Source organism: Shewanella sp. NIFS-20-20 (assembly GCF_019209865.1).
Classification (GTDB): Bacteria; Pseudomonadota; Gammaproteobacteria; order Enterobacterales; family Shewanellaceae; genus Shewanella.
Window position 1 is genome coordinate 1 of the sequence record NZ_JAHUTT010000013.1, and the last position, 22,924, is coordinate 22,924.

The 22,924-nt window shown below is 50.5% G+C and carries 15 protein-coding genes; 3 read left to right on the forward strand and 12 right to left on the reverse strand.

The annotated features are described in order from the left end of the window. Positions 1 to 188 precede the first annotated feature (188 nt). Both ssb and KU855_RS06220 read right to left on the reverse strand, forming a co-directional pair. The gene (gene ssb, locus KU855_RS06215; RefSeq protein WP_218529441.1) at positions 189 to 848 is read right to left on the reverse strand and encodes a single-stranded DNA-binding protein; all 660 of its coding nucleotides are present in this window, start codon (positions 846 to 848) and stop codon (positions 189 to 191) included. A gap of 31 nt (positions 849 to 879) precedes the next feature. Then, the gene (locus KU855_RS06220; protein ID WP_218529442.1) at positions 880 to 2,247 is read right to left on the reverse strand and encodes an MFS transporter; all 1,368 of its coding nucleotides are present in this window, start codon (positions 2,245 to 2,247) and stop codon (positions 880 to 882) included. Positions 2,248 to 2,491: 244 nt separating this feature from the next. Between KU855_RS06220 and uvrA the strand changes: the two genes are divergently transcribed. Next, complete coding sequence (gene uvrA, locus KU855_RS06225) at positions 2,492 to 5,317, forward strand: excinuclease ABC subunit UvrA (RefSeq protein ID WP_218529443.1); 2,826 nt, start codon at positions 2,492 to 2,494, stop codon at positions 5,315 to 5,317. A gap of 202 nt (positions 5,318 to 5,519) precedes the next feature. Continuing rightward, positions 5,520 to 7,328, forward strand: a complete 1,809-nt coding sequence (locus KU855_RS06230) for a DEAD/DEAH box helicase (protein WP_218529444.1) — start codon at positions 5,520 to 5,522, stop codon at positions 7,326 to 7,328. Between the two features lie 72 nt (positions 7,329 to 7,400). On the opposite strand, the gene KU855_RS06235 is transcribed toward KU855_RS06230, so the two are convergent. The 5 genes from KU855_RS06235 to glk all read right to left on the reverse strand — a co-directional run bounded on the left by KU855_RS06235 (position 7,401) and on the right by glk (position 12,568). Further along, positions 7,401 to 7,988 (reverse strand): HAD family hydrolase, encoded by a 588-nt coding sequence (locus KU855_RS06235; protein ID WP_218529445.1) that lies wholly within the window; start codon positions 7,986 to 7,988, stop codon positions 7,401 to 7,403. A 33-nt stretch (positions 7,989 to 8,021) separates the two neighbouring features. Then, entirely contained in the window at positions 8,022 to 9,428 is a 1,407-nt protein-coding gene (locus tag KU855_RS06240; RefSeq protein ID WP_218529446.1) for a basic amino acid/polyamine antiporter, read from the reverse strand. A gap of 215 nt (positions 9,429 to 9,643) precedes the next feature. Further along, the gene (locus KU855_RS06245) at positions 9,644 to 10,231 is read right to left on the reverse strand and encodes an HdeD family acid-resistance protein (RefSeq protein WP_218529447.1); all 588 of its coding nucleotides are present in this window, start codon (positions 10,229 to 10,231) and stop codon (positions 9,644 to 9,646) included. A 212-nt stretch (positions 10,232 to 10,443) separates the two neighbouring features. After that, positions 10,444 to 11,346 carry a methylenetetrahydrofolate reductase gene (metF, locus tag KU855_RS06250; protein WP_218529448.1) on the reverse strand — a complete coding sequence of 301 codons (903 nt, stop codon included), beginning with the start codon at positions 11,344 to 11,346 and terminating at the stop codon, positions 10,444 to 10,446. Positions 11,347 to 11,587: 241 nt separating this feature from the next. Continuing rightward, positions 11,588 to 12,568: a glucokinase gene (gene glk, locus KU855_RS06255; RefSeq protein ID WP_218529449.1), complete on the reverse strand. Its 981-nt coding sequence runs from the start codon at positions 12,566 to 12,568 to the stop codon at positions 11,588 to 11,590. Positions 12,569 to 12,698: 130 nt separating this feature from the next. Between glk and KU855_RS06260 the strand changes: the two genes are divergently transcribed. Further along, a complete protein-coding gene (locus KU855_RS06260; protein WP_218529496.1) occupies positions 12,699 to 13,727 on the forward strand; it encodes a LacI family DNA-binding transcriptional regulator in 1,029 nt (342 codons plus the stop codon). Here KU855_RS06260 and KU855_RS06265 read toward each other — a convergent pair. The 5 genes from KU855_RS06265 to KU855_RS06285 all read right to left on the reverse strand — a co-directional run bounded on the left by KU855_RS06265 (position 13,724) and on the right by KU855_RS06285 (position 22,920). Beyond that, positions 13,724 to 15,358: an alpha-amylase family glycosyl hydrolase gene (locus KU855_RS06265; protein WP_218529450.1), complete on the reverse strand. Its 1,635-nt coding sequence runs from the start codon at positions 15,356 to 15,358 to the stop codon at positions 13,724 to 13,726. The genes KU855_RS06260 and KU855_RS06265 overlap by 4 nt on opposite strands. After that, positions 15,351 to 16,886, reverse strand: coding sequence for an MFS transporter (locus KU855_RS06270; protein ID WP_218529451.1), 1,536 nt, complete (start codon positions 16,884 to 16,886; stop codon positions 15,351 to 15,353). The genes KU855_RS06265 and KU855_RS06270 overlap by 8 nt, the downstream gene beginning before the upstream one ends. A 136-nt stretch (positions 16,887 to 17,022) precedes the next feature. Next, entirely contained in the window at positions 17,023 to 19,491 is a 2,469-nt protein-coding gene (locus KU855_RS06275) for a TIM-barrel domain-containing protein (protein WP_218529452.1), read from the reverse strand. Further along, a complete protein-coding gene (locus KU855_RS06280) occupies positions 19,491 to 21,377 on the reverse strand; it encodes an alpha-amylase family glycosyl hydrolase (protein WP_218529453.1) in 1,887 nt (628 codons plus the stop codon). The genes KU855_RS06275 and KU855_RS06280 overlap by 1 nt, the downstream gene beginning before the upstream one ends. Before the next feature lie 61 nt (positions 21,378 to 21,438). After that, entirely contained in the window at positions 21,439 to 22,920 is a 1,482-nt protein-coding gene (locus KU855_RS06285) for a tryptophan halogenase family protein (protein ID WP_218529454.1), read from the reverse strand. Positions 22,921 to 22,924: the final 4 nt, after the last annotated feature.

The following is a 22,924-nucleotide window of genomic DNA, read 5'->3' on the forward strand; positions in this document are numbered from 1 at the left end:
GATTGATATGAGTACGCGCCAAAGCTTCTGAAAGTTGCATAAAAAAATCCGATGACAAGGGGTCATCGGATTTTGATCCTTTCAGTGAGATCGTCAAGCGATCTGTCTTAACTGATCGGCATTAGCCGTAAGGCTGGTTTTTTTTATGGTCATAGTGTTTTAACTGACACTATTGAATAAACCGTCTGCTAGAACGGGATATCATCATCCCAGCCCTCATCTAAATCTGGGGTATAGTTCTGTTGTGGTGCAGCAGTCGGCTTTTGTGGCTGAGGTGCTGGACGCTGTTGTGTCGGTGCAGACTGCTGCGGCGCTTGATAAGCAGGCTTAGCCGGCGCAGACTGATAATTCTGCTGGGGCTGCTGGTAAGCTTGTTGCGGAGCGGTGGGCTGGCTTGGCGCAGGCTGATAGTTCTGCTGGGGCTGCTGGTAATTCTGACCAGCTTGCTGGTTGCCATACTGGTTATTCTGACCACCGAAGTTGCCAGCACCTTGACCTTGAGGACGACCGCCAAGCATTTGCATGCTGCCGCCTTGATCAACCACAATTTCAGTTGAATATCTGTCTTGGCCGCTTTGGTCTTTCCATTTACGCGTTTGCAGCTTGCCTTCAACGTAGACTTGCGAACCTTTACGCAGGTATTCACCGGCAATTTCAGCCAACTTGCCAAAAAACACCACACGGTGCCATTCGGTTCTTTCTTGTTGCTGTCCTTGCTGATCTTTCCACGATTCACTGGTGGCCACTGTGATGTTTGCCACTGCATTGCCATTTGGCATGTAGCGCACTTCAGGATCTTGTCCTAAATTACCCACCAGAATCACTTTATTTACACCGCGACTGGCCATTTAACTCTCCGCTCAATTCAAAAAAATCAGTCTAATTGACAAAGCCTAACACAGCTCGAGCTTGTCTCAAATCGAAATGCTCTTCTACTTTTAGGTAAGCAACTTTTTCTTCTAACACAACAATGGCTTCGGCCACGCCGTCGAGCTCAGATAACTGCTGTGCCAGTCGTTGGGCATCAGAGGTGTTGTTTACCTCGGCCGCTAAGGTATAACTTTTTAGCATAACGGGATTGGTCATCCCCAAGGTCAGCAGTAACCACAGCACCACTAAGGCCGCAGCCAGTAAAAATACTCCACTGGCTCCGAGTAATTGGTATGCACCGCCCCCAAGTAAGCCACCACAAAAGGCGCCTAAAAACTGACTGGTCGAGTACACCCCCATGGCCGTGCCCTTTTCTCCCACAGGGCAAAACTTGGCGATCAAGCTCGGCAACGAGGCCTCCAAATAATTAAATCCGGTGAAAAACAGCAGCACCGCCAAGGCCAACACCCATAAAGTCAGCGGAAAGGCGGCCAATAGCAACAAAGCAGCTAACAACAGGCCAAGCGCCACTTGAAACATGCCGCGAGCACTTTTCTTTTTGGCACTAATAATAATCAAGGGCACCATCAAGATAAACGCCCCTATAAAGGCGGGGAAATACAATAACCAGTGTTGCTCTTTGGCCAAACCGGCATCGACTAAGTCCAAGGGTAAGGCCACGAAAACCGCGGTTAGGATCAGGTGTAATAAGAAGATGCCAGCATCGAGGCGCACCAGCTGAGGATTCTTGAGTAGCTGTTTAATTTTGGCGGGCGCTGCCAAGATATCGCCCTTAGGTGCTTGGGTGATTGGCGTCGGCACCAACAAATACACAATCGCGATCCCCACTAAGGCGAGCACGGCGGTCAAGCCAAACAGACCTGTCAGCCCCATGTGCTCGGCGACAATAGGTCCCATCAATAACGACAACGCAAACGATAAACCAATACACATACCGATAATGGCCATCACCTTGGTTCGTTGTTCATCGCGACTTAAGTCGGCGGCCAATGCCAGTACCGCGGCAGCTATGGCGCCCATCCCTTGCACGGCACGACCAAATACCACCCCATATATCGAATCGCTCATGGCAGCAATCACGGAGCCGATGGCAAACACCACTAAGCCGGCGATGATCACGGGCTTACGACCCATTTTATCGGAAAGGATCCCCATGGGAATTTGTAATACCGCTTGAGTGAGACCGTATGCGCCAATGGCAATACCTACCCACAGCGGACTAAAGCCCGTCAGGTGTTGGCCATATAAGGCGAACACCGGCATGATCATAAACAAACCCATCATGCGTAAGCCAAAGACGCTGGCAAGAGAAAACGCCACTTTCTTTTCCGTTGCCGAAAGACCGTTTGCGGCCATGAGACTGCCCTGTATAGAATTATTTTTAGGGGGCGGATAGTAGCATAGCCACAAATGATCCCCAAGCAGTGCTATGCTCAGTTTTCATTGAGCTACGCCGTCATAACCGCTGGCAATTGGGGACGACTTATCTAAGTTGACGATGACGCCGATAGAGATTAACTCTTGTTTTAGCTATCAACTCCCTGGCCAAACTGTGCAATACTAGTGCACTTTTCTGACTCTACAGGAACTGCAGCGACCGATGGACACGATTGAAATACGTGGTGCCCGCACCCACAACCTGAAGAACATCAACCTAACGATCCCCCGAGATAAGCTGATCGTGATCACCGGCTTGTCGGGTTCAGGCAAATCGTCATTGGCTTTTGATACTTTGTATGCCGAAGGTCAGCGCCGTTATGTGGAGTCATTATCTGCCTATGCGCGCCAATTTTTAAGCCTGATGGAAAAGCCGGATGTCGATCATATTGAAGGCTTAAGTCCGGCGATTTCGATAGAGCAAAAATCGACGTCGCATAACCCGCGTTCTACCGTGGGCACCATTACCGAAATTTATGACTACTTGCGCTTATTGTTTGCCCGCGTTGGCGAACCTCGCTGCCCAACCCATGGCCAGCCGCTCGCCGCGCAAACCGTAAGCCAAATGGTCGATAAGGTGTTAGAAATGCCCGAGGGCAGCAAGTTAATGTTGCTGGCCCCTGTGATTAAAGCCCGTAAAGGCGAGCACGTTAAATTGCTTGAAAGCCTCGCCGCCCAAGGCTATATCCGCGCTCGCATCGATGGCGAGGTTTGCGATCTTTCCGATCCACCTAGCTTAGATTTACACATTAAGCACACCATTGAAGTGGTGGTCGATCGCTTTAAGGTTCGTGCTGATATGCAGCAGCGCTTGGCTGAGTCCTTTGAAACCACCCTCGCCTTATCTGGCGGCATCGCCACCATAGCGCCCATGGATGGCGAAGGTGAAGAGTTGGTTTTTTCAGCCAACTTTGCCTGCAGTATCTGTGGTTATTCGATTGCTGAGCTGGAACCTAGGATCTTCTCGTTTAACAATCCAGCCGGCGCCTGCCCTACCTGTGACGGCTTAGGCGTACAAACCTTTTTTGATCCCCAACGCGTGATCACTAACAGTGAATTATCCCTAGCCGGTGGTGCGGTGCGCGGCTGGGATCGACGCAATTTTTATTATTTCCAAATGCTGAAATCTTTGGCCGAACATTATGATTTTGATGTCGAAGTGCCATATCAGCAATTGACCGATAACATTCAAAAGATCGTGCTTTACGGCTCGGGCAGCGACAGCATCTCGTTTAAGTACATTAATGATAAAGGCGATGTGGTGGTGCGTAATCACCCATTTGAAGGCATCATTAATAATATGCAGCGCCGCTATAAAGAAACCGAGTCAAATTCGGTGCGCGATGAACTGTCTAAATACATCGCGACTCAGCCTTGTCCAAGCTGCGGCGGCTCGCGTCTGCGCGAAGAAGCCCGTCATGTGTTTATTAATGACATCAATCTCCCCATGCTAACCGTGTGGTCGATTGGCGAAGCCATGAATTACTTTGAGCAATTGCAGTTTGAAGGACAAAAGGCGCAAATTGCTGAAAAAATCCTCAAGGAAGTCCGCGATCGCTTAGGGTTTTTAGTCAATGTGGGTCTCAATTATTTAAGCTTATCGCGCTCGGCCGAAACCTTATCAGGGGGCGAGGCCCAGCGCATCCGATTAGCCAGCCAAATTGGCGCAGGCTTAGTGGGGGTCATGTACGTCCTCGATGAGCCGTCCATTGGCTTGCATCAACGCGATAATGAGCGCTTGCTTGGCACCCTGAAGCATTTGCGCGATCTCGGCAATACCGTGATTGTGGTGGAACACGATGAAGACGCTATCCGCATGGCCGATCATATTATCGACATTGGTCCTGGCGCGGGAGTGCATGGCGGTGAAGTGATCTGTGATGGCAACTTAGACGATATTATTAGCTGCGAGCAATCGGTGACGGGTCAATACATCAGCGGTCGCAAACAGATTGCCGTCAGTGTCGCCCGCACCCCAATGGATCCTAAGCAAGTGATTAACCTCTTTGGGGCGAGTGGCAATAACCTCAAGCGTGTCGATCTAAGCGTGCCTATTGGGCTACTGACCTGTGTGACCGGAGTGTCAGGCTCAGGCAAGTCGACCCTGATTAACGATACTTTCTTTAAAATTGCCCATCGACTTCTCAATGGCGCCACCGTCGATGAGCCCGCACCTTATGAGCGCATCGAGGGCATGGAGTTGTGCGACAAGGTCGTGGATATCGATCAGAGCCCCATTGGCCGTACCCCACGCTCCAACCCAGCCACTTACACCGGAATATTTACCCCCATTCGCGAACTGTTTTCTGGTACCCAAGAGTCGCGCAGCCGTGGCTATCAGCCTGGGCGCTTCTCATTTAACGTCAAGGGCGGCCGCTGTGAAGCCTGCCAAGGCGACGGCTTAATTAAGGTTGAAATGCACTTCTTACCCGATGTGTATGTGCCGTGTGATGCCTGTAAAGGTCAACGCTATAACCGCGAAACCTTAGAGGTACGCTACAAGGGCAAAAATATCCACGAAGTGCTGCAAATGACGGTCGAAGAGGCCCGCACCTTCTTTGATGCCGTGCCGGCCATTGCCCGAAAATTGCAAACCTTGATGGATGTAGGCTTGTCTTACATTCGTTTAGGCCAAAGTGCTACCACCTTATCAGGCGGCGAAGCACAACGGGTCAAGCTGGCTAAAGAGCTGTCTAAGCGTGATACCGGTAAAACCTTGTATATTCTCGATGAGCCGACGACTGGCTTGCATTTCGCTGATATTCAACTGTTATTGGATGTCTTGCATCGCCTCAAGTCCCAAGGCAACACCATTGTGGTGATTGAGCACAATCTTGATGTGATAAAAACTGCTGATTGGATCATCGATATGGGACCCGAAGGTGGCGCCGGTGGTGGCACGATTCTGGTCGCAGGCACCCCTGAACAGGTGGCCGAGCATCCTGACTCCCATACCGCACGATTCTTGCGACCCATGCTGCAAAAATAGTCACAACACGCCAAAAGCGCTGAATAATTATCCACTTAATCGATAATGTTGGCGCTTTTGGCCGTTATATTGCATAAGGCATGGCCAAAACTAAAAACCGCTGCTATACTGTTTCGTTTTCGGCGCGGGAAATCGACACGGGGTTGATTTTCTGTCTGTGAAGTTATCTAAGCGCAATCGCGCATCCACAAGGCTACAACCCATGTCATCCAGTGAAAAAACATTCCGTGAGCTCGGTCTTTCCGAGTCAGTTCTGCGCGCGCTTGACGAGTTAGGTTATGAAAAACCTACGCCAATTCAAGCAGCAAGTATTGTCCCATTAATGCAAGGCCAAGATATTCTTGGTCAAGCTCAAACCGGTACCGGTAAGACAGGCGCATTCGCTCTGCCTTTACTGAGCGCTATTGACGCGACGCTGAGCGCACCACAAATTTTAGTGTTAGCGCCAACCCGTGAATTAGCGGTGCAGGTTGCCGAAGCATTCAGCAGCTATGCCAAATTTATGAAAGGTTTCCATGTACTGCCTATCTACGGCGGTCAAAGCATGCAACAGCAGTTGAATGCATTGAAGCGTGGCCCACAAGTGATTGTTGGTACGCCTGGTCGTGTGATGGATCACATGCGTCGCGGCACCCTGAAACTAGACACCCTGCGTGCCTTAGTATTAGATGAAGCCGATGAAATGCTGAAAATGGGCTTCATTGACGATATCGAATGGATCCTTGAGCACACGCCATCTGAAAGACAATTAGCCCTGTTCTCGGCCACTATGCCAGAGCAAATCAAGCGTGTGGCTAATAAGCATTTGACCAAACCTGCCCAAATCAGCATTGCGGCTAGCCACACCACGGTTGAGTCTATTGAACAGCGTTTTGTTCAAGTATCACAACACAATAAACTGGAAGCGCTGGTGCGTGTTCTGGAAGTGGAAAGCACTGAAGGTATCATCATCTTCGTTCGCACCCGTAACTCATGTATGGAACTGGCTGAAAAGTTAGAAGCCCGTGGTTACGCGGCCTCTCCACTGCATGGTGATATGAACCAGCAAGCGCGTGAGCGTGCCGTTGAACAGCTGAAGAATGGCAAATTAGACATTCTGATCGCCACCGACGTCGCTGCCCGTGGTCTGGACGTTGAGCGTATTGGTCACGTAGTTAACTACGATATCCCTTACGATACAGAAGCCTATGTACACCGTATTGGTCGTACTGGTCGTGCTGGCCGTACCGGTATGGCAATCTTGTTTGTGACCAACCGTGAAATGCGCATGCTGCGCACTATCGAGCGCGCCACTAACAGCCGCATTTCACCAATGAAAGTACCAAGCCCTGAAACCGTTGCTGAACGTCGCTTGTCGCGTTTAGGTGAGCAGCTGTCTAACGTCATCACCAATGAGTCATTAGATTTCATGCGTGAAGCCGTTGCTCAGTTGTGTCAACAGCTGGAAGTCGATTCCGATGCCTTAGCCGCGGCACTGTTGTTCCAAGTACAGCAAGAGCGCCCACTGCAATTACCTGCGATGCAAGAGCGTCAACGTGATAGCCGTGATGACCGTCGTGATAGCCGCGAAGGTGGTCGTGATGGTGGTCGTGAGCGTCGTCCACGTCCAAGCCCAGAGCGTTTAGGTTCTGCCGATCCATTAAAAGACAATCCTGATCTGAAGATGTGTCGCTACATCATCGATGTGGGTCGTGATCACGGTGTTGGTGTGGGTAACATTGTCGGTGCTATCGCTAACGAAGCAAACATCGAAAGCCGCTTTATCGGTCACATCCAATTATTGGATCAAATGACAACGGTTGATTTACCACAAGGCATGCCTAAAGACGTAATGCAGCACCTGAAAAAAGTGCGCGTATGTGGCAAGCCATTGAACATCCGTGAAGTCGGTGATGAAGTTATCCCAACTGATAGCCGTCCACCACGTCGCCGTCGCCCAGAAGGTGCTCGTCCTGAAGGCGGTCGCAGCGAAGGTCAACGTGAGCGTCGCCCACGTCGTCCACGCGACTAATTAAGCTAGCCATTGGCTAACACAAAAAAGCCCCTTAACGGGGCTTTTTTGTGGGCGCTGATTACTCACTCATTAACGTGCGCGGAGCCACGCCAGTAACTGCTGATAACTTGTAAATACCCAATCTGCCTGAGCGGCATACTCAGGGAGCTCATCGGGACAATACAAGGCCACCGCACAACCGGCATTTCTCGCGGTTTGAATATCAAATAAGTAATCCCCAATAAACAACACTTGCTCAGGGGCAACTTGCCATTGCTGACAAAAGTACCATACCCCCTCAGGATCCGGCTTAGCCGCCACATCATCGCGGGTTAATAGTGGTAAGGTCAGACCGAGACGGGCAACGGTAAGGTCGGCCGCTGCGCGAATATTACGGGTCAAGATGGCCATCGGTACCCCTTGCGATTGCCACCAGGCAATCACCTCCGCAGCGCCGCTAATCCACGTGGCTTTATCTGAACTTTGTAGCTCATACTTGTGCACTATCTCGGTTGCCCATTGCCGCTGTGCGGCTGATAAACTCGCTAAATGCGCCAAAATATCCACTCTGGGGTCAATGCCAAGCTCCGCTCTTAAGCCACTGAAATCAGGGTTAGAATGGGCAATAGTGCCATCCAAATCAAAAATGACTGCAGCAACCGCAGGTAATGCCAACATAGTGTTCCTAAGGAATGAATGAGCTTGCTATCACTATAACTTAAATAACACCCAGACAGCCATGCAAGTAATCACACCTAAGAACAATACGATAAGACGGTTGCCACCGACGAACCACGACTGCCCTAATTGCCGCTTGGCCACGGCATAACAAATCAAGCCAGGGAAATACAACAAACTGGCCGATAACAGGTGATGGAGTCCCGAGGCGTACAGCAACCAAATGCCATAAACGGTGGCGATACCGCCAAACATCGCCATGACGGGAATGCTATCCAGTCGCCCCTGTTTTAAGGCAAAAGCCCCCACTAACAGATAAGGCACTAAGATCATCTCAGACGAAATATTAAGCAAGTTGTCATAACCACCATCCATCACGTTAACCGCCAGCAAGATGGCTTGAATAATGAGACTCGACAACAACAAGGTAAATGTTGGCGTTCCCACTTTATTGGTTTTACTAAAAATGGCCGGAAACATCTTATCTTTGGCGGCAGTATAAGGCGTTTCAATCGCCAGCATGGTCCAACTCAAATACGCCCCACACACCGAAATAATCAAGCCAATGCCAACAATATACAGTCCCGCGGGGCCGATAATCGACTCAAGCACCTTAGCCGCCGAAGGGTTTTGCATATGGGCAAGTTCTTTGGTGGAAATCACCCCCATCGACATCAAGCTAATCAACACATACAAAACCAAGGTCAGCAAGAGACCGATCACCGTGGCGCGCCCGACATCTTTTCGTACCCGCGCTCGGGTCGACAAGATCACCGCTCCTTCAATCCCAATAAACACCCACACGGTGATCAACATGGTCTCTTTGACTTGCGTCATCAACGACACGCTCGGATCGCCGGCGACATGTGAAAAATTGAGGGTAAAGATCTCCCATTTAAAGGCAATAATGGTGGCAACCACCAGCACAAATATGGGGATCAACTTAGCCACAGTGGTTAATAAATTGATTAAGGCCGCAGTCTGCACCCCTCTTAACAGTAAAAAATACATACCCCAGACAAATAGCGACGACAAGGCAATGGAAATCCAGGTGGTACCATCACCAAAAATCACCTGTTGCGGTGTATCAAAAAACAGCCCTAAGGTACTAAAGATGATCACCAAAAAAGAAACATTAGCCACCACAGCACTGAGCCAATAGCCCCAAGCAGAAAAGAAACCAATCAAATCACCAAAGCCGGCTTTAGCATAGCCAAACACCCCGGTAGAAATCTCCGGTTTATTCACACATAACTGTTGAAAGGTCAGCGCCAAAAAAATCATGCCGCCCCCCGAAATGGCCCAACCTATCATCACTGCCAGCGGGCTAGCTACCGCCGCCATATTTTGAGGAAGTGCAAACACCCCAGCTCCGATGATGGACCCCACCACTAAGGCAGTTAACGACATTAGGCCGAGTTTATTATCAGATTGAGACAAAACAGTGCTCCTTCGCAGGAATGCGCCATCGCCATGGCAAAGGTTAAAAAGGGCGAATCACAACAAGTGTAGACGACTCGGTTAAATGTTCTAATCTAGGCGGGAAATGGCCAGCAAGGCTGACCTAACGACTTCGGCGATATTGAGCACACTCAGGGGTGAATTGGCCAAGGACTTCGCGCGCCAGCAGCCGGCGCTGCTGGCCATGTGAGTGATTAACGCTCTGCATCAGGATTGATGGTTTTTTCATTGGCTTGTGCTTGACGCTGCGCGAGCCGCTCGGCACTGCGGCTTACCGAAATAAGCACTAATCCAAGAATAATCAGTTTAACGCCAATTAAAATACCAATCACAAACTCTGAAGACACTGGCCATTGCCACACAATAATGGCCGCCATCAATAATGACGACACACCGCCCATGGCAATATAACCCCAACCGTGACGCGGGCGCATTTGCAGGGCACTGGTTAAGTTAGCCATGCCATCGAGGACAAAATAAATGCCTAAAAATAGGGTTAAGGTCGCCAGACCTATGCTCGGCATAAAGAGCACCACCAAACCGGCAATCCCGGTAATCATGGCAAACACTAATCGGGTGCTAACACCACGCCCTTCACCAGGCCATGCCGCTAGACTTTGAATAAAGCCCACCGCCAATAACACGACCCCGAACAACAAGGTCACCGCTAAGCCCATGACCATAGGTAACGCTAGAGCGATAACACCAAAAATCAGGGTGATGATCCCCCATTTTTTACTGGCTTTGGATGCCCCAGCAACTAGCTGATTAATCTCATTCATGGCGCGGCCTGATGTAAATTGGATGTGAATATAGAGTTTAGCGAAGGGGGCCGAGCAACACCAGAACTAACATCAGGCTTGGACGGTCATTTTGCAACCAATCGCAACGCACAAACCTAAAACTTTGAATAAAAAGGAATTTTAACAATTAACTGACAATGAATTTTGATTTATCAGGGCGAATTATCGCCCCGATTGAGTCGCCAATCCAATTAAGCAGGGCTGCTCACTTGCGGTCTAACGCCTAAGGTATGGCAAATGGCATAACTGAGCTCAGCGCGATTAAGAGTATAAAAATGAAAGTCTTTTACTCCCTCTTGGCAGAGGACTTTTACCATATCAATGGCGACGTTAGCCCCGACTAACTGACGGGTATGGGGATCATTATCTAGGCCATCAAACTGTTTATGTAACCAACTCGGAATACTGACATTGGTCATGCCGGCAAAGCGCTTGAGCTGAGTGAAATTGGTCACAGGTAAGATCCCGGGAATAATTTCAACATCAATGCCGGCAGCGGTACAACGGTCACGAAACCGCAGGTACGATTCGACATTAAAGAAAAATTGGGTGATGGCTCGATTTGCGCCCGCATCAATTTTGCGCTTAAGGTGGATTAAATCCGCCTGAGCACTACTGGCATCAGGGTGGACTTCTGGGTAGGCCGCCACCGAAATATCAAAATCAGCCACCGACTTTAATAAACTCACTAAATCGTTGGCAAAACGGGTCGGCTTAGGACTGCCTGCCGGTAAATCACCACGCAACGCCACTATATGCTTAATGCCCTGCTGCCAATAGTGTTGCGCTAACTGTTTCAGTTCGTCATCGCTGGCATCCACTAAGGTTAAGTGGGGGGCGGCCACTAAGTCTGTTTCGCGCTGAATACGCTCAATAACCGAGTGGGTGCGATCGCGAACGCCCGAGTTGGCACCATAGGTCACAGACACAAACTTAGGGTTAAGCGGGGCTAAGCGACCGATGGATTGCCACAATAGCTGCTCCATGTCCTGATTTGCCGGAGGGAAAAACTCAAACGAAACATTGATATCGTCTTTGAGCTCAGCCAAATTCTGATTTAGCGACTGTGCATAGTGTGCATGATGAAAAGCCATAATTTATTCCCTTAAGCAAAACGGACGTTTGGACGTCTATACATCCATATAGTAGAGCCTCACCTCGGTAAGTCAAGCGTAAATATTTTCATCATCCACCCTACCCTGAAATTCGTGCCAGAAAAAGCCTGCCAATGGCGCAACTCAGCCATCACCAAAAACCCGCGCATCGGCGGGTTCTAATGAGTTTTTTTTGCAGGGGCTGGCCATCACCCAGTCACATAAGAGCACCGATGGACGTTCAATGATGCCGCTGGTATTGACGCCACCAGAGCGCGGCACCAATCAAGGCGGTATCACTCTTTAGCGCTAATTGAATGGGTACTGCCTGCAGATAATCCGCCATTTCGGCCTTGGCGCTAAAGCCGGCGACAAAGTCGCTGCTTTCAATAAAAGACACCATTCTCGGTAAGATACCGCCGCCGAGCACCACCCCGCCGAGCGCCCCATGAGCCAACACCAGATCCCCGACCACTTGGCCTAACCAATGACAAAAACATGCCAAGGTTTGTCGCGCTAACGCGGAACTATTGTCCATGGCAGCCTGACTGATCTCGGCTGCAGAGTGGAACTCAACCTCTTGCTCCAAATGCGCCGCCATGGCTTGGTACAACTTGACGAGCCCAGGGCCACAAAGAAAACTTTCCACGCTGACATGGGCTTGCTGTAATCGCCCTTGGCGGATTAAGCCATCTTGCAAGGCACTGGTTGCCGCCAAGCTCATATGACCTCCTTCACACGCCACGGGGTGATAATGCCCAGCGGCTTGAGGCTGCAACACGGCCACGCCAAAGCCGGTGCCAGGTCCCAGCACTAACACAGGTGCATCCCCAATCGCTTGGCCGGCTTTTAAACTCAGTAATTGCTCAGCCCCTAAGGCTGGAATACTGTTGGCATAGGCGACAAAATCATTCATGAGGATCACCGGAAAATTCAGTGCACTCGATAATTGCGCCGCCGAACTACGCCAGCCCAAATTCGTCACATGCACTTGCTGCTCAATCACTGGGCCTGCAATGGCGAAACAGGCACCGTCGATAACAATATCGGCTGGTAATAAGGCCAAGTATTGCTGCACCAAACAGAGCAAGTCATCGGCCTGACCACTGGCCAAGGTATGTGGGTGAGTCAAGACAACCTCGGCAGCGTTAGCCGTCGTCAGTGCAAACCTGCCATTGGTGCCGCCGATGTCAGCCACTATGGTCATGCCTAGCGTGTTCATTGAAATCCGTCCCATAATGTTAATAGCCCGTTGATTTAGTGTATATTCATTGCCTTGGTGATATAGTAACAACCCACTATAACTTGCCCAGAATTGACCCTATCACAGGCGCAAGGGAGCTAACGTGAGTATAAAAGGTAAAGCCAATTCTATCGATATTGCCCACCTTGCGGGGGTATCGCAATCCACCGTATCACGAGCGTTACGCAATAGCCCGCTGGTAAAACCTGAAACCATTGCCAAGGTGCAGCAAATCGCCCGCGAATTGAATTATAAAGTCGATAAGCATGCCAGTAGTTTGCGCACCCAGCAAAGCACCACCTTAGCGTTATTATTATTTGAAGACCCCACCTCAGATGACTCGTTGATCAATCCATTTTTTCTGTCGATGCTTGGCTCAATTACCCGCACTTGCGCTGCCAAAGGCTACGATTTGTTGGTGTCGTTTCAGCAAATGTCCAATAACTGGCATGCCGATTATGAAGACAGCCACAAGGCCGATGGCATTATCTTGCTGGGCTATGGCGATGATGTCGATTATCAACCCAAATTAAAACAATTGGCGAGCCAAGGCACCCGATATGTTCGCTGGGGCGCTCAATCAGGGAGCTTGTGTGTCAGCAGTGACAATCGTCAAGGCGGACGCCAAGCTACAGATCACCTCATCGCCCTTGGCCATCAGCACATTGCATTTATTGGCAGCGCATCACATCACTATCCGGAACTATTTGCCCGATATCAAGGCTATGCCGAAGCCCTATTAAACGCCGGTTTATCCCTCAACCCTAAGTTACAACACGATGCGATCACCACAGAGCAAGCCGGCTTTATCGCCGCCAATCGCTTATTGAGTATGCGCCATCATCAACCCTTTAATGCCATCTTCGCCGGCAGCGACCTTATTGCTATTGGCGTGATGCAAGCCTTACAGCGACATGGCTTAACGCCTGGCAAAGACGTCGCCGTGGTCGGATTTGATGATTTACCCTTCGCCCGATTTACCTCGCCGCCGCTAACAACTGTCAGGCAAAATACCCAATTGGCGGGTGAAGCCTTGGTCGATAGCCTTATCAATCGCATCAAAGGCGACCCCTCTACTGCCATTACCATTGCCACTGAATTGATGGTGCGCCAAAGCTGTGGCAGTCGGCCGACTTAAGAGTGCGGGGCTAATCGCGCCAGTATCGATGCGTCAATCTCGGCATCGGTTAATACCAAGACTCTGACGCCATGGGCAGGAACACTGATAGTGACATCCCCGCTCAGTGGATGGCGCTGGGCGCTAAGCGGTTCATACCAGTCGCCCGCGGGGATGTCCGTTAAAGTAACGGTCTGAGACTTATCGCCTTTATTCAATAGCACTAAACTTACTTCCGAGTGTTCCGCTTGGCGATAAACTCGATAAAATGCGGCGGTATCATCCCCAAAATCTAAATTAATTTGCAAACCACGTTGCAAGCTCACTAATTGTTTTCTTAAATTGGCAATCTTAATTAATGCCGCGCGGATAACATGATCGCGCGCCACGTCGATGCCCGCGGCACCAAAATAGTTACGATTACCTTGATGCTCAGCTTTGCCACGCTCAAAGCCCATTTCGGAGCCATAGTAGATCACCGGAATCCCTCTGGCGGTAAACAACCAATGATGAGCATCAATAAAACCTGCATCAGTCGCCTGCATTCGTGGCATATCATGATTGTCGTAAAAGGTGAGTAATTCGTATGGGTTGTGATAAGGATTATCGGACGGTGCCAAATACAGGGCAGGTAATAACGTGCGATACGCAGCACCTTCTGCAAAAACTTGATTCAGTGCGGCCTTTAAAGGGAAATCGAGCACACTCATGCCACCATTTTCCACCCGGGTATACTGACCTATCTCGTTGGCATCAAATGAATAGACCTCACCGAACATAAATAGATCTGGATAATGATCGCGAATACGACGACTGAATTCCCCCCAGTCTTTGCTGGGCACATGTTTGACGGTATCGATGCGCATGGCACTGGCGCCCTGCTCTAACCAGTGTAAGTAGGCACCAACAAAATAATCCATTACCCGCGGATCACCAGTATTCATATCGGCTAATTGAGCCAAATCCCGATCGGAATTAAACCATGATTGTAGCGGCTCCTGGCGTTGTAGCTGCTCTGGCGCCAAATTGCCATGATCGGCCACCAGCAGGCCATCACTGTCATACAGTTTACCAAACTGACTCGATTGCGCTTGGGCTGAAGTCATCGAATACGCCGGCGAACCGTGATTGATCACCACATCGACTATGGTCTCCAAACCTTTAGCGTTTAAGGCTTGATTGAGTTGCTTAAAATCGAGATCTGGCGAGGGTAAATGCTTATCGAGTCGATAAAAGTTAGTGCCCCAATAGCCGTGATAACCGGCTTTATGGCGATCCATGGCGAAACCTTCGGCTTTGATCTCGTCACCGCCACTAAAAGCTTGAGCGGGGTTTTGCACTATGGGAGTCAGCCAGATGGCACCAAAGCCCATCTCGGCAATGTAATCGGCGTATTGGAGCAAGCCTTTAAAATCGCCCCCCATAAAGCCAACATTCGCCTGCTGGCCGTTGATGGTGATCGGCAGGCGATAACCTGAGTCTTGCGGGTAATTATTGCTAGTATCGCCATCAACAAAACGGTCTGTCACCACAAAATACACTGCCTTACTGGCAAAGGGGTGGGTCGTTCCCACCAGATCGGCGCCATCATGGGCTTGCGCCAACGTTTGACCGCACACCAGCAGCGCCGCCAAGCCAAATCCTTTAGCCATGCACGCCTCCGGTTGACTGGGTGCTGACGCGATGTTGACTGTCGCCATTGAGGCGCACTCGCACGACCATCAGGCTAGCAATCACAAATGATATCGCACCAATCACCATCGAATATAAAGGTTGGTTATCAAAGCCGTGGCGAAGCAACAAGCCGAGCACACTGGCCGCAAGCAATTGAGGGATCACGATAAAGAAATTAAAGATGCCCATATAAACGCCCATTTTGGCGGCGGGTAAGCAGCCTGCAAGCATGGCATATGGCAATGACAGCAGTGATGCCCAAGCAAATCCCACCCCGAGCATGGACAGCAATAACCAGTGGGGATCATCGAACCACAAAAATGAAGCGAGCCCCAGCGCGCCCAACAACAAGTTAATGCTATGGGCCAATTTCAGCCCCCACAACTTCACCATCAATGGGATCACGATGGCGGCAATGGCGGCAAAGCCATTGTAAGCAGCAAATAATACCCCGACCCAATTAGCGCCACGATTAAATAATGCCGAGCTAGTATCGTCGGTACCAAAGTGATGTGACGTTACCGCGGACGTGGTATAAATCCACATGGCAAATAAGGCGAACCAAGAAAAAAACTGCACCCAAGCTAACTGGCGCATGACCTTTGGCATCGCAAATAAGTCATTCATCACAGTATCGAAGCCCACGGCGACCTTGTGTTGGCGCTGACGCCATGCCATCCAGTATTGAGCCAAGCCAAAGGCGGCCAAAGCAAAGGTCAAAATATACAACTGCTTATCCCACGAGAACCACCAAATAAGGCCACTGGCGACCACGGCTGGCACGAAGTAACGCCATGCTGACGCTTGCCAATCGGCTTGACTTGGCACCGCTTGAGTGTCGACTGGGGCCTCGGAGTGGCTGGCAAAGCGTGCCAATTGCTCGGGGCTGTATTCACGGCTGCGATACACTGTCCACCCCACTGCAATGAATAACACCAAGGCTCCGCAATAAAAAGCATAACGCACTGTGTCTGGGATCGTCCCCGCCGGCGCGTCATTGCTCACTCCCAGCTGACTCAATATCCAAGGCAACATCGATGCCACCACTGCGCCCGTGCCGATAAAAAAGCTTTGCATCGCATAGCCTTTAGCTTGCTGCTTTTTGGGCAGGTTATCGCCCACAAAAGCCCGAAATGGTTCCATGGAAATATTGATGGAAGCGTCGAGGATCCACAGCATACCCGCCGCCATCCACAAGACACTCGAGTGAGGTAACGCAATTAAGGATAATGAGGTGAAAATGGCACCCACCAAAAAATATGGCCGCCGCCGGCCAAAACGATTCCAGGTGTTGTCGCTCAAATGTCCCACAATAGGCTGTACTAATAGACCGGTGACAGGACCCGCTATCCACAGTAATGGGATCGTATCTATGTCCGCGCCTAGGGTCTGAAATATGCGACTGATATTGGCATTTTGCAGCGCGAAACCGAATTGAATACCTAAGAATCCAAAACACATATTCCATATTTGCCAGAAGCTTAGATTGGGTTTTTCGTTGACCATGCCAGATCCTCTATTGTTATTGTATGGCGGATCATGCCAAGTGATGCCTCAGCACGTTGTAATCATGTCGTTAACGCATGGTAACTAACATATTGTCAGCATCACAATCATCTGCATACGTATTCATCGGTTGCCATTAACGCCCTAATGTCACCACGAGTTGCGCACTGGCGTGTTGACCCACCAACGTCACGGGGACTGTCAGTCGCCCTGGTTGCCATGACAGCGCTTGCGGCTCGCCATTCACAGTGATCTGACTCGGTTTGGCAGTCAGATGCCGCACATTGAGGTTAATCTGCCTGCCACCAGGCCAACGCGCTTGTCCTTGCGAGCTGAGTTTGATTGTTAGCTTGTCCTTAACCAAATGAGATTCAAAGCGCAACAACTCATACTGACCATTGGCTAGGCTATGGGGATCGCTGCCATCGTCATCAAACATTTCTCCCTGACTCGCGCTGATTTCTAGATCAAAGTAATAATCGACATTCAAAGTGTGCGTCTGGTAGTCCTGACTCGACACTAGCTGCCCTGATGGTTTCTTAGGATTATCTAACCAAGGAATAAAACTGCCGGCACGCACTAACACTGGTAACGTCTCTAAACTCACGGCTTGCGCTATGGTTTGACCGCCGATAAAGCGGGCCCCGGTAAAATAGTCAAACCAAACGCCCTTAGGCAGCGCCACGGCAACTTGCTTAACCTCGGGATTCACCACTGGCGTAACCAACATGGCATCACCGAACAAATAAGAGTCCTTGTTATCAAACTGGCTGGGATCGAGGAACATCAGCGGTCGCATTAACGGCCAGCCATAACGGCTATTCTGGTAGGCCAAGGTATAAATGTACGGGAGTAATTGGTACCTAAGTTTAACGAAAGGTCGCAAACGATTTTGTACTTGCTCACTGTGAAACACCGGCTCTGGGGCGATATGATCTTGGGCATGAGGGCGATATACCGGCTGAAATACCCCATATTGTAACCAGCGACTGTAAAGCTCAGGATCAAACTGCTCGCCACCCGCAAAGCCTCCCAAATCGGAATGAGTGTAGCCCAAGCCGAACACCCCCATTTGCAGACTTAACTCCACTTGCGGTCGCAGTCCACTCCAACTGCGTTCGACATCGCCGGTCCACGGGATCATGCCGTAACGCTGGCTGCCAATATATCCCGATCGCATCATGATCAGCGGCCGCTGTTGGGGTTGCCATTGCTGCAACTTGGTCGCTAACATCGATGCCCATTGGTGACCATAAACATTGTGAAGGGTATCGGCGGGCACTAGGCGACTGCGGCCCGGCTCATCGGTTGGCGTATCTAAGCGATGATAAAGGTGAGAGGGGTGAACTTCTGGCTCACCTAAATCGCCCCACCAACCGGCAACGCCTTGCAGCATGAGTTGCTGATAAATATCGGCAAACCATTGCTGCCCTGCCCGAGAAAATACATCGATTAATGAGGTATGGCCAAAGTAAAAATCAAACGTGGCCACCTCAGCGTTGGCGTGTAGAGTTAACGCCAACTTAGCTTTAGCCTCTTGCCAACGCTCAGTGTGAGTCAACACAAAAGGCTCAGTGATCAACACTGTATTGACCCCCGCCGTTGCCAAATCAGCGATCATCCGCTCGGGATGAGGGAACGCTTGTTTATCCCAAGCCAGCTTGCCCATATGCCCTTTGATGTTGGCGCCAAACCAAAAGAGATCCAACACTAACGCATCGAGTGGAAAGTCTTGTTGAGCAAAGGTGGCCACCGTTTGGCTGACTTCGGCTTGAGTGCGATAGCCAAAACGCGAGGCAAAATTACCCAGAGCCCAGCGCGGCGGTAAGGGTTGGCGACCGATGGCATAAGTCATATTTTCTATTAATGTTGGATAGTCATGACCCGCAGCCACCAAATAAGACGTGCGGCCAGCCTCGGCAGTAAATGCTAAAATATCAGGCTCGGTATGACCAAGATCTAAGCTGCCATCGGCACTGTTATCAATCAATAAGGCATAGCGTTTAGAGGACATCACGGCAGGCAAACTGTAGTACATTTGCTCGGCATGCTCGCCATAGCCATAGGCCGCGCGGTTATATAAAGCCAACTTATGACCACGCCGATCCATGCCCAGTACTCGCTGACCGCCTCCCATGAGTTTTTCATCTTTATCTAAGTGAAACCTGAATCCGCGCTTGCCACCGTTGAGCACAAAACCGCGCTCTTCGGCTAACAAGGGCGTGCTCGATATTGGCTCGAATTGCTCGGCCTCAAAAAAGCGCAACTGCAAGGGGTGACGCTGTACCTGTACGCAAATTTGCGGGGCGCAATAACGCAGCCCATCCGCCAACTGAGTGACGACGCCAAGCCTAGCGTGACGGTTTTCATCTAGGGCATATCTTGGTAGCTCAATCTCATCGCCATTGGCATAATCCACCATGATGACGCCTTCGCCGTATGCGCTAATCACCACCGCCCCATGGGAGGTCGTCAGTCGTAATTGGTGCTGGCTAAGCTGCCACTCGAAACGCTCACTGGCCAACAGTGCGGTATCGGCATGAGCTTTGCTCAGTGCTGCAAGCAGCAAGCCGCTCAGCAAGAGACTTATCCATAAGATCCGCATCAATGGCTCCCTTGCTCGGCGGAGGATAGTAGCCAAATATGGCGACCATAAGGCGCTAATGTCAGGGTGAGCTCGGCCTGATGACCATTAAACGCTAGGGTACTTTTAGCGGTGCTGAGTAAGTCCCGTAACTCATATACATCGCGGCGCAAGTGCCATTGTTTCACCAAGGAGGATGGTAACTGTACCGTCACAGTCTTAGGCTCGGCCGAGAAATTCAACAGCACCAATGCGCGTTGATCATCTTGCCAGCGAGCATAGCTAAACACTTGGGGGTCATACCCTGGCAAATCACGATTCAGTCGGTGTAAGTCTTGATATTGTCCCTGCAATGCAGGATGCTGGCTGGCCGTTAATAAGGTTCGGTACGCTTGGCGCAATTGCCGTTGCGACTTGGATAAGCCGCCGCTATCAAAGCGGCCACCATTGATCCACCCTTGCATTGATGCCAGTCCCCAGTAATCGAAAATGGTGGTGCGGCTGGCCTTACCGTATCCAGCATCCGCCAGTGCCGCCTCCCCCAACTCTTGAGCAAAATACACCATGACCGGGCCGCGGCCGATGGTCGCGGCGAGTGTCATGGCCGGTAACGCTTTAAACGGATCGCCACTAAAGTCGGGGTGAGCGATGCGCTGCTCATCATGATTCTCAAGAAAATTCAGCATACTCGCCTCGATATCTTGATTGCTATCGATGGCCGTTAATACGCTGTCCACCGCGGCTTCACCACGGATCACTGCCTTTAACGCGTCATATAAATCGACCTTGTTATATAAGGCGTCCATCTGACCGAAATCGAGATAATCTCGGAACCGTTGCGGTTGATAAACCTCGGCTAATAAAAAGGCCTCGGGCTGCTGGTGTTTAATCGCGCTATTGAGATAGCTCCAAAACTCTACCGGCACTAATTCAGCCACATCGAATCGGAAACCATCGACACCGAACGCCAACCAATACTCGGCAATTTGTCTGAACTTAATCCAGGTATTAGGTACTTGTTTATCTTGCCAAAAATCATAGTGTTGCTGCCAAGTCCCATGGCGTAAGTTGGCTGGCAAGGTTGCAAAATCATGATGACCATCGGGACGAACGCCATAATTAAGCTTGACGGTTTCATACCAGTCATTCATATCCGGCTGCGGCTCTCGGCTGCCATTGCCGGTCCATTTTGCGGGCATTTCAACAAACTGACCATCCGCGTCGGCATGGTTTTCACCGGCCAATACTTGATAGCCATCGCGCCATTGCGGCACGGCAAAGGGAGTGCGCGCAATATAGTAAAAGTTATTATCTCTGGCATACGCTTGACTGGTATCGTCATCGGCCCCTAAATCACGCACGCCCTCAGGCTTAGTGATGGCGCGATAATTACGCGCCACATGATTGGGAACCAAATCAATGATCACTTTGAGTCCGTGGCGCTGGCTGCGCTTAACCAAACGGCTAAACTCGGCTAAACGCTGACGAGGATCGACCGCCAGATCGGGATCAACATTGAAATAATCGCGCACGGCATAAGGGGATCCGGCTCGCCCTTTCACCACATCCGGATCATCAGTCTCAATCCCCACCTCGCGGTAAGCGCTGACCGATGCATGATGCAATACTCCGGTATACCATACATGGGTCACGCCCAGATCGACCATGGATGCCAACGCAGCATCATTTATGTCATTAAATTTGCCGCTGCCATTTTGAGCCAAGGTTCCCCATGGCTGATTATGGGTATTTTGATTGGCGAATACTCGGGTAAAAATCTGGTAGATCACCACTCTTGCCGGCGAGTGCTGCCGGTCATTAGAGTGGTGGGATTCGGTGGCTCGCACCTGGGTGTAACCGGTTAGCGCTAAACCGATACCGATAGCGAACATCCAAGCGTACTTCATGTAAACCTCTTATTATTATAAAAACTGGGCTGGCCGCGTTGACAAGCCACTAGGCCGCAGATCACGACAACCCTTGGCTTGGGCAATAATCCTGTAAAAATTGGTCGTGGGTCGCTAAACCACTGACACTCGAGGCCGTGATCGAGCGCAGATCTTGCAAATACTGCTTCAGATCGGTCGCGTCTATCTCATCGGCCATTGGATGCCAATGTTGCGGACGCAAACCTTGACCTAACATGACTTGTAGCCATGCGGGCTCTGCAAATAACTCATCTTGTTGGCGCCCCACATAGCCTTGGGCGCCAAATAAAGCGATCCGACGTTGCAATTCGGTGGGAATGGCCATGGTTTGGCAATAGCGCCATAGGGGTTCATCGCGCCGGTTGAGGTGATAATGCAAAATTAAAAAGTCGCGGATCTGGGCAAACTCGAGCGCCGACTGGCGATTATATTCAGCCCTTAATTCAGGGGCGCGCCCTTGAGGAAAGAGCTTAATAAACCGCAAGATCCCCGATTGCACCAAATGAATACTGGTCGACTCCAAAGGTTCTAAAAAACCACTGGCAAGCCCCAAGGCAAGACAATTACCGCGCCATTGCTCTTGGCGGCGCCCAGTGGTGAATTTCAGGAGTTTCGGCTCGGCCAAGGGCTTACCGGGCAAATGCGCTAATAAGCATTGCAAGGCTTGTTCATCACGCCAAAACCGGCTCGAATACACCATACCGTTGCCGGTACGGTGTTGCAGAGGAATTTGCCATTGCCATCCTCCTTCATGAGCAATCGATCGTGTGTATGGCGGTATACTTGCCCCGCGTTCACAGGGCACGGCCCAGGCGCTGTCGCACGGTAAATATTCGCTCCAATCGATAAAATCGACTCCCATGGCTTTGCCAAGGAGTAAACTTTGGAAGCCGGAACAATCAATAAAAAAATCCGCAGTAACTGTGTCACCATTATCTAAGTCAAGGCTGACAATATCGCCACTGTCGGGACATAACTGCCAACTCGTCACCATGGCAGAAATGGCATTGACCCCATGACGAAGACTGAATTGCTTAAGCACTTTCGCGTAACGATTGGCATCAAAATGATAGGCATGACTGAGGCCATTAGTGCTGGTTTGATTGGGCACTTGGCTGCCATATCGATTATTTTTTGCAGCCAAAGCATTGACTGAAAAATCCCAAAAACGGCTACAGGGCTCTTGCTGCCTTAACCAAACATGCTGAAAGCCCATCAAACCTAATGGGCGTCCCAGTTCACCAAAAGCGTGCATATACTGCTCACCGCGTTGCCCCCAGCCGTCAAATACAATCCCTAATTTAATACTGGCATGAGTTGCCGCCATAAAAGCTCGCTCATCAAGCCCTAAGGCTTGATTGAACAAGGTCAGCGGTGGGATCGACGCTTCGCCGACCCCAACGGTGCCTATGGCAGCAGATTCAATCAGACTGATTTGTACCCTGGCACCTAACGTTTTACTGAGCATGGCCGCCGCCATCCAGCCGCTACTGCCACCACCCACGATCACCAGTTTACGCATCAGT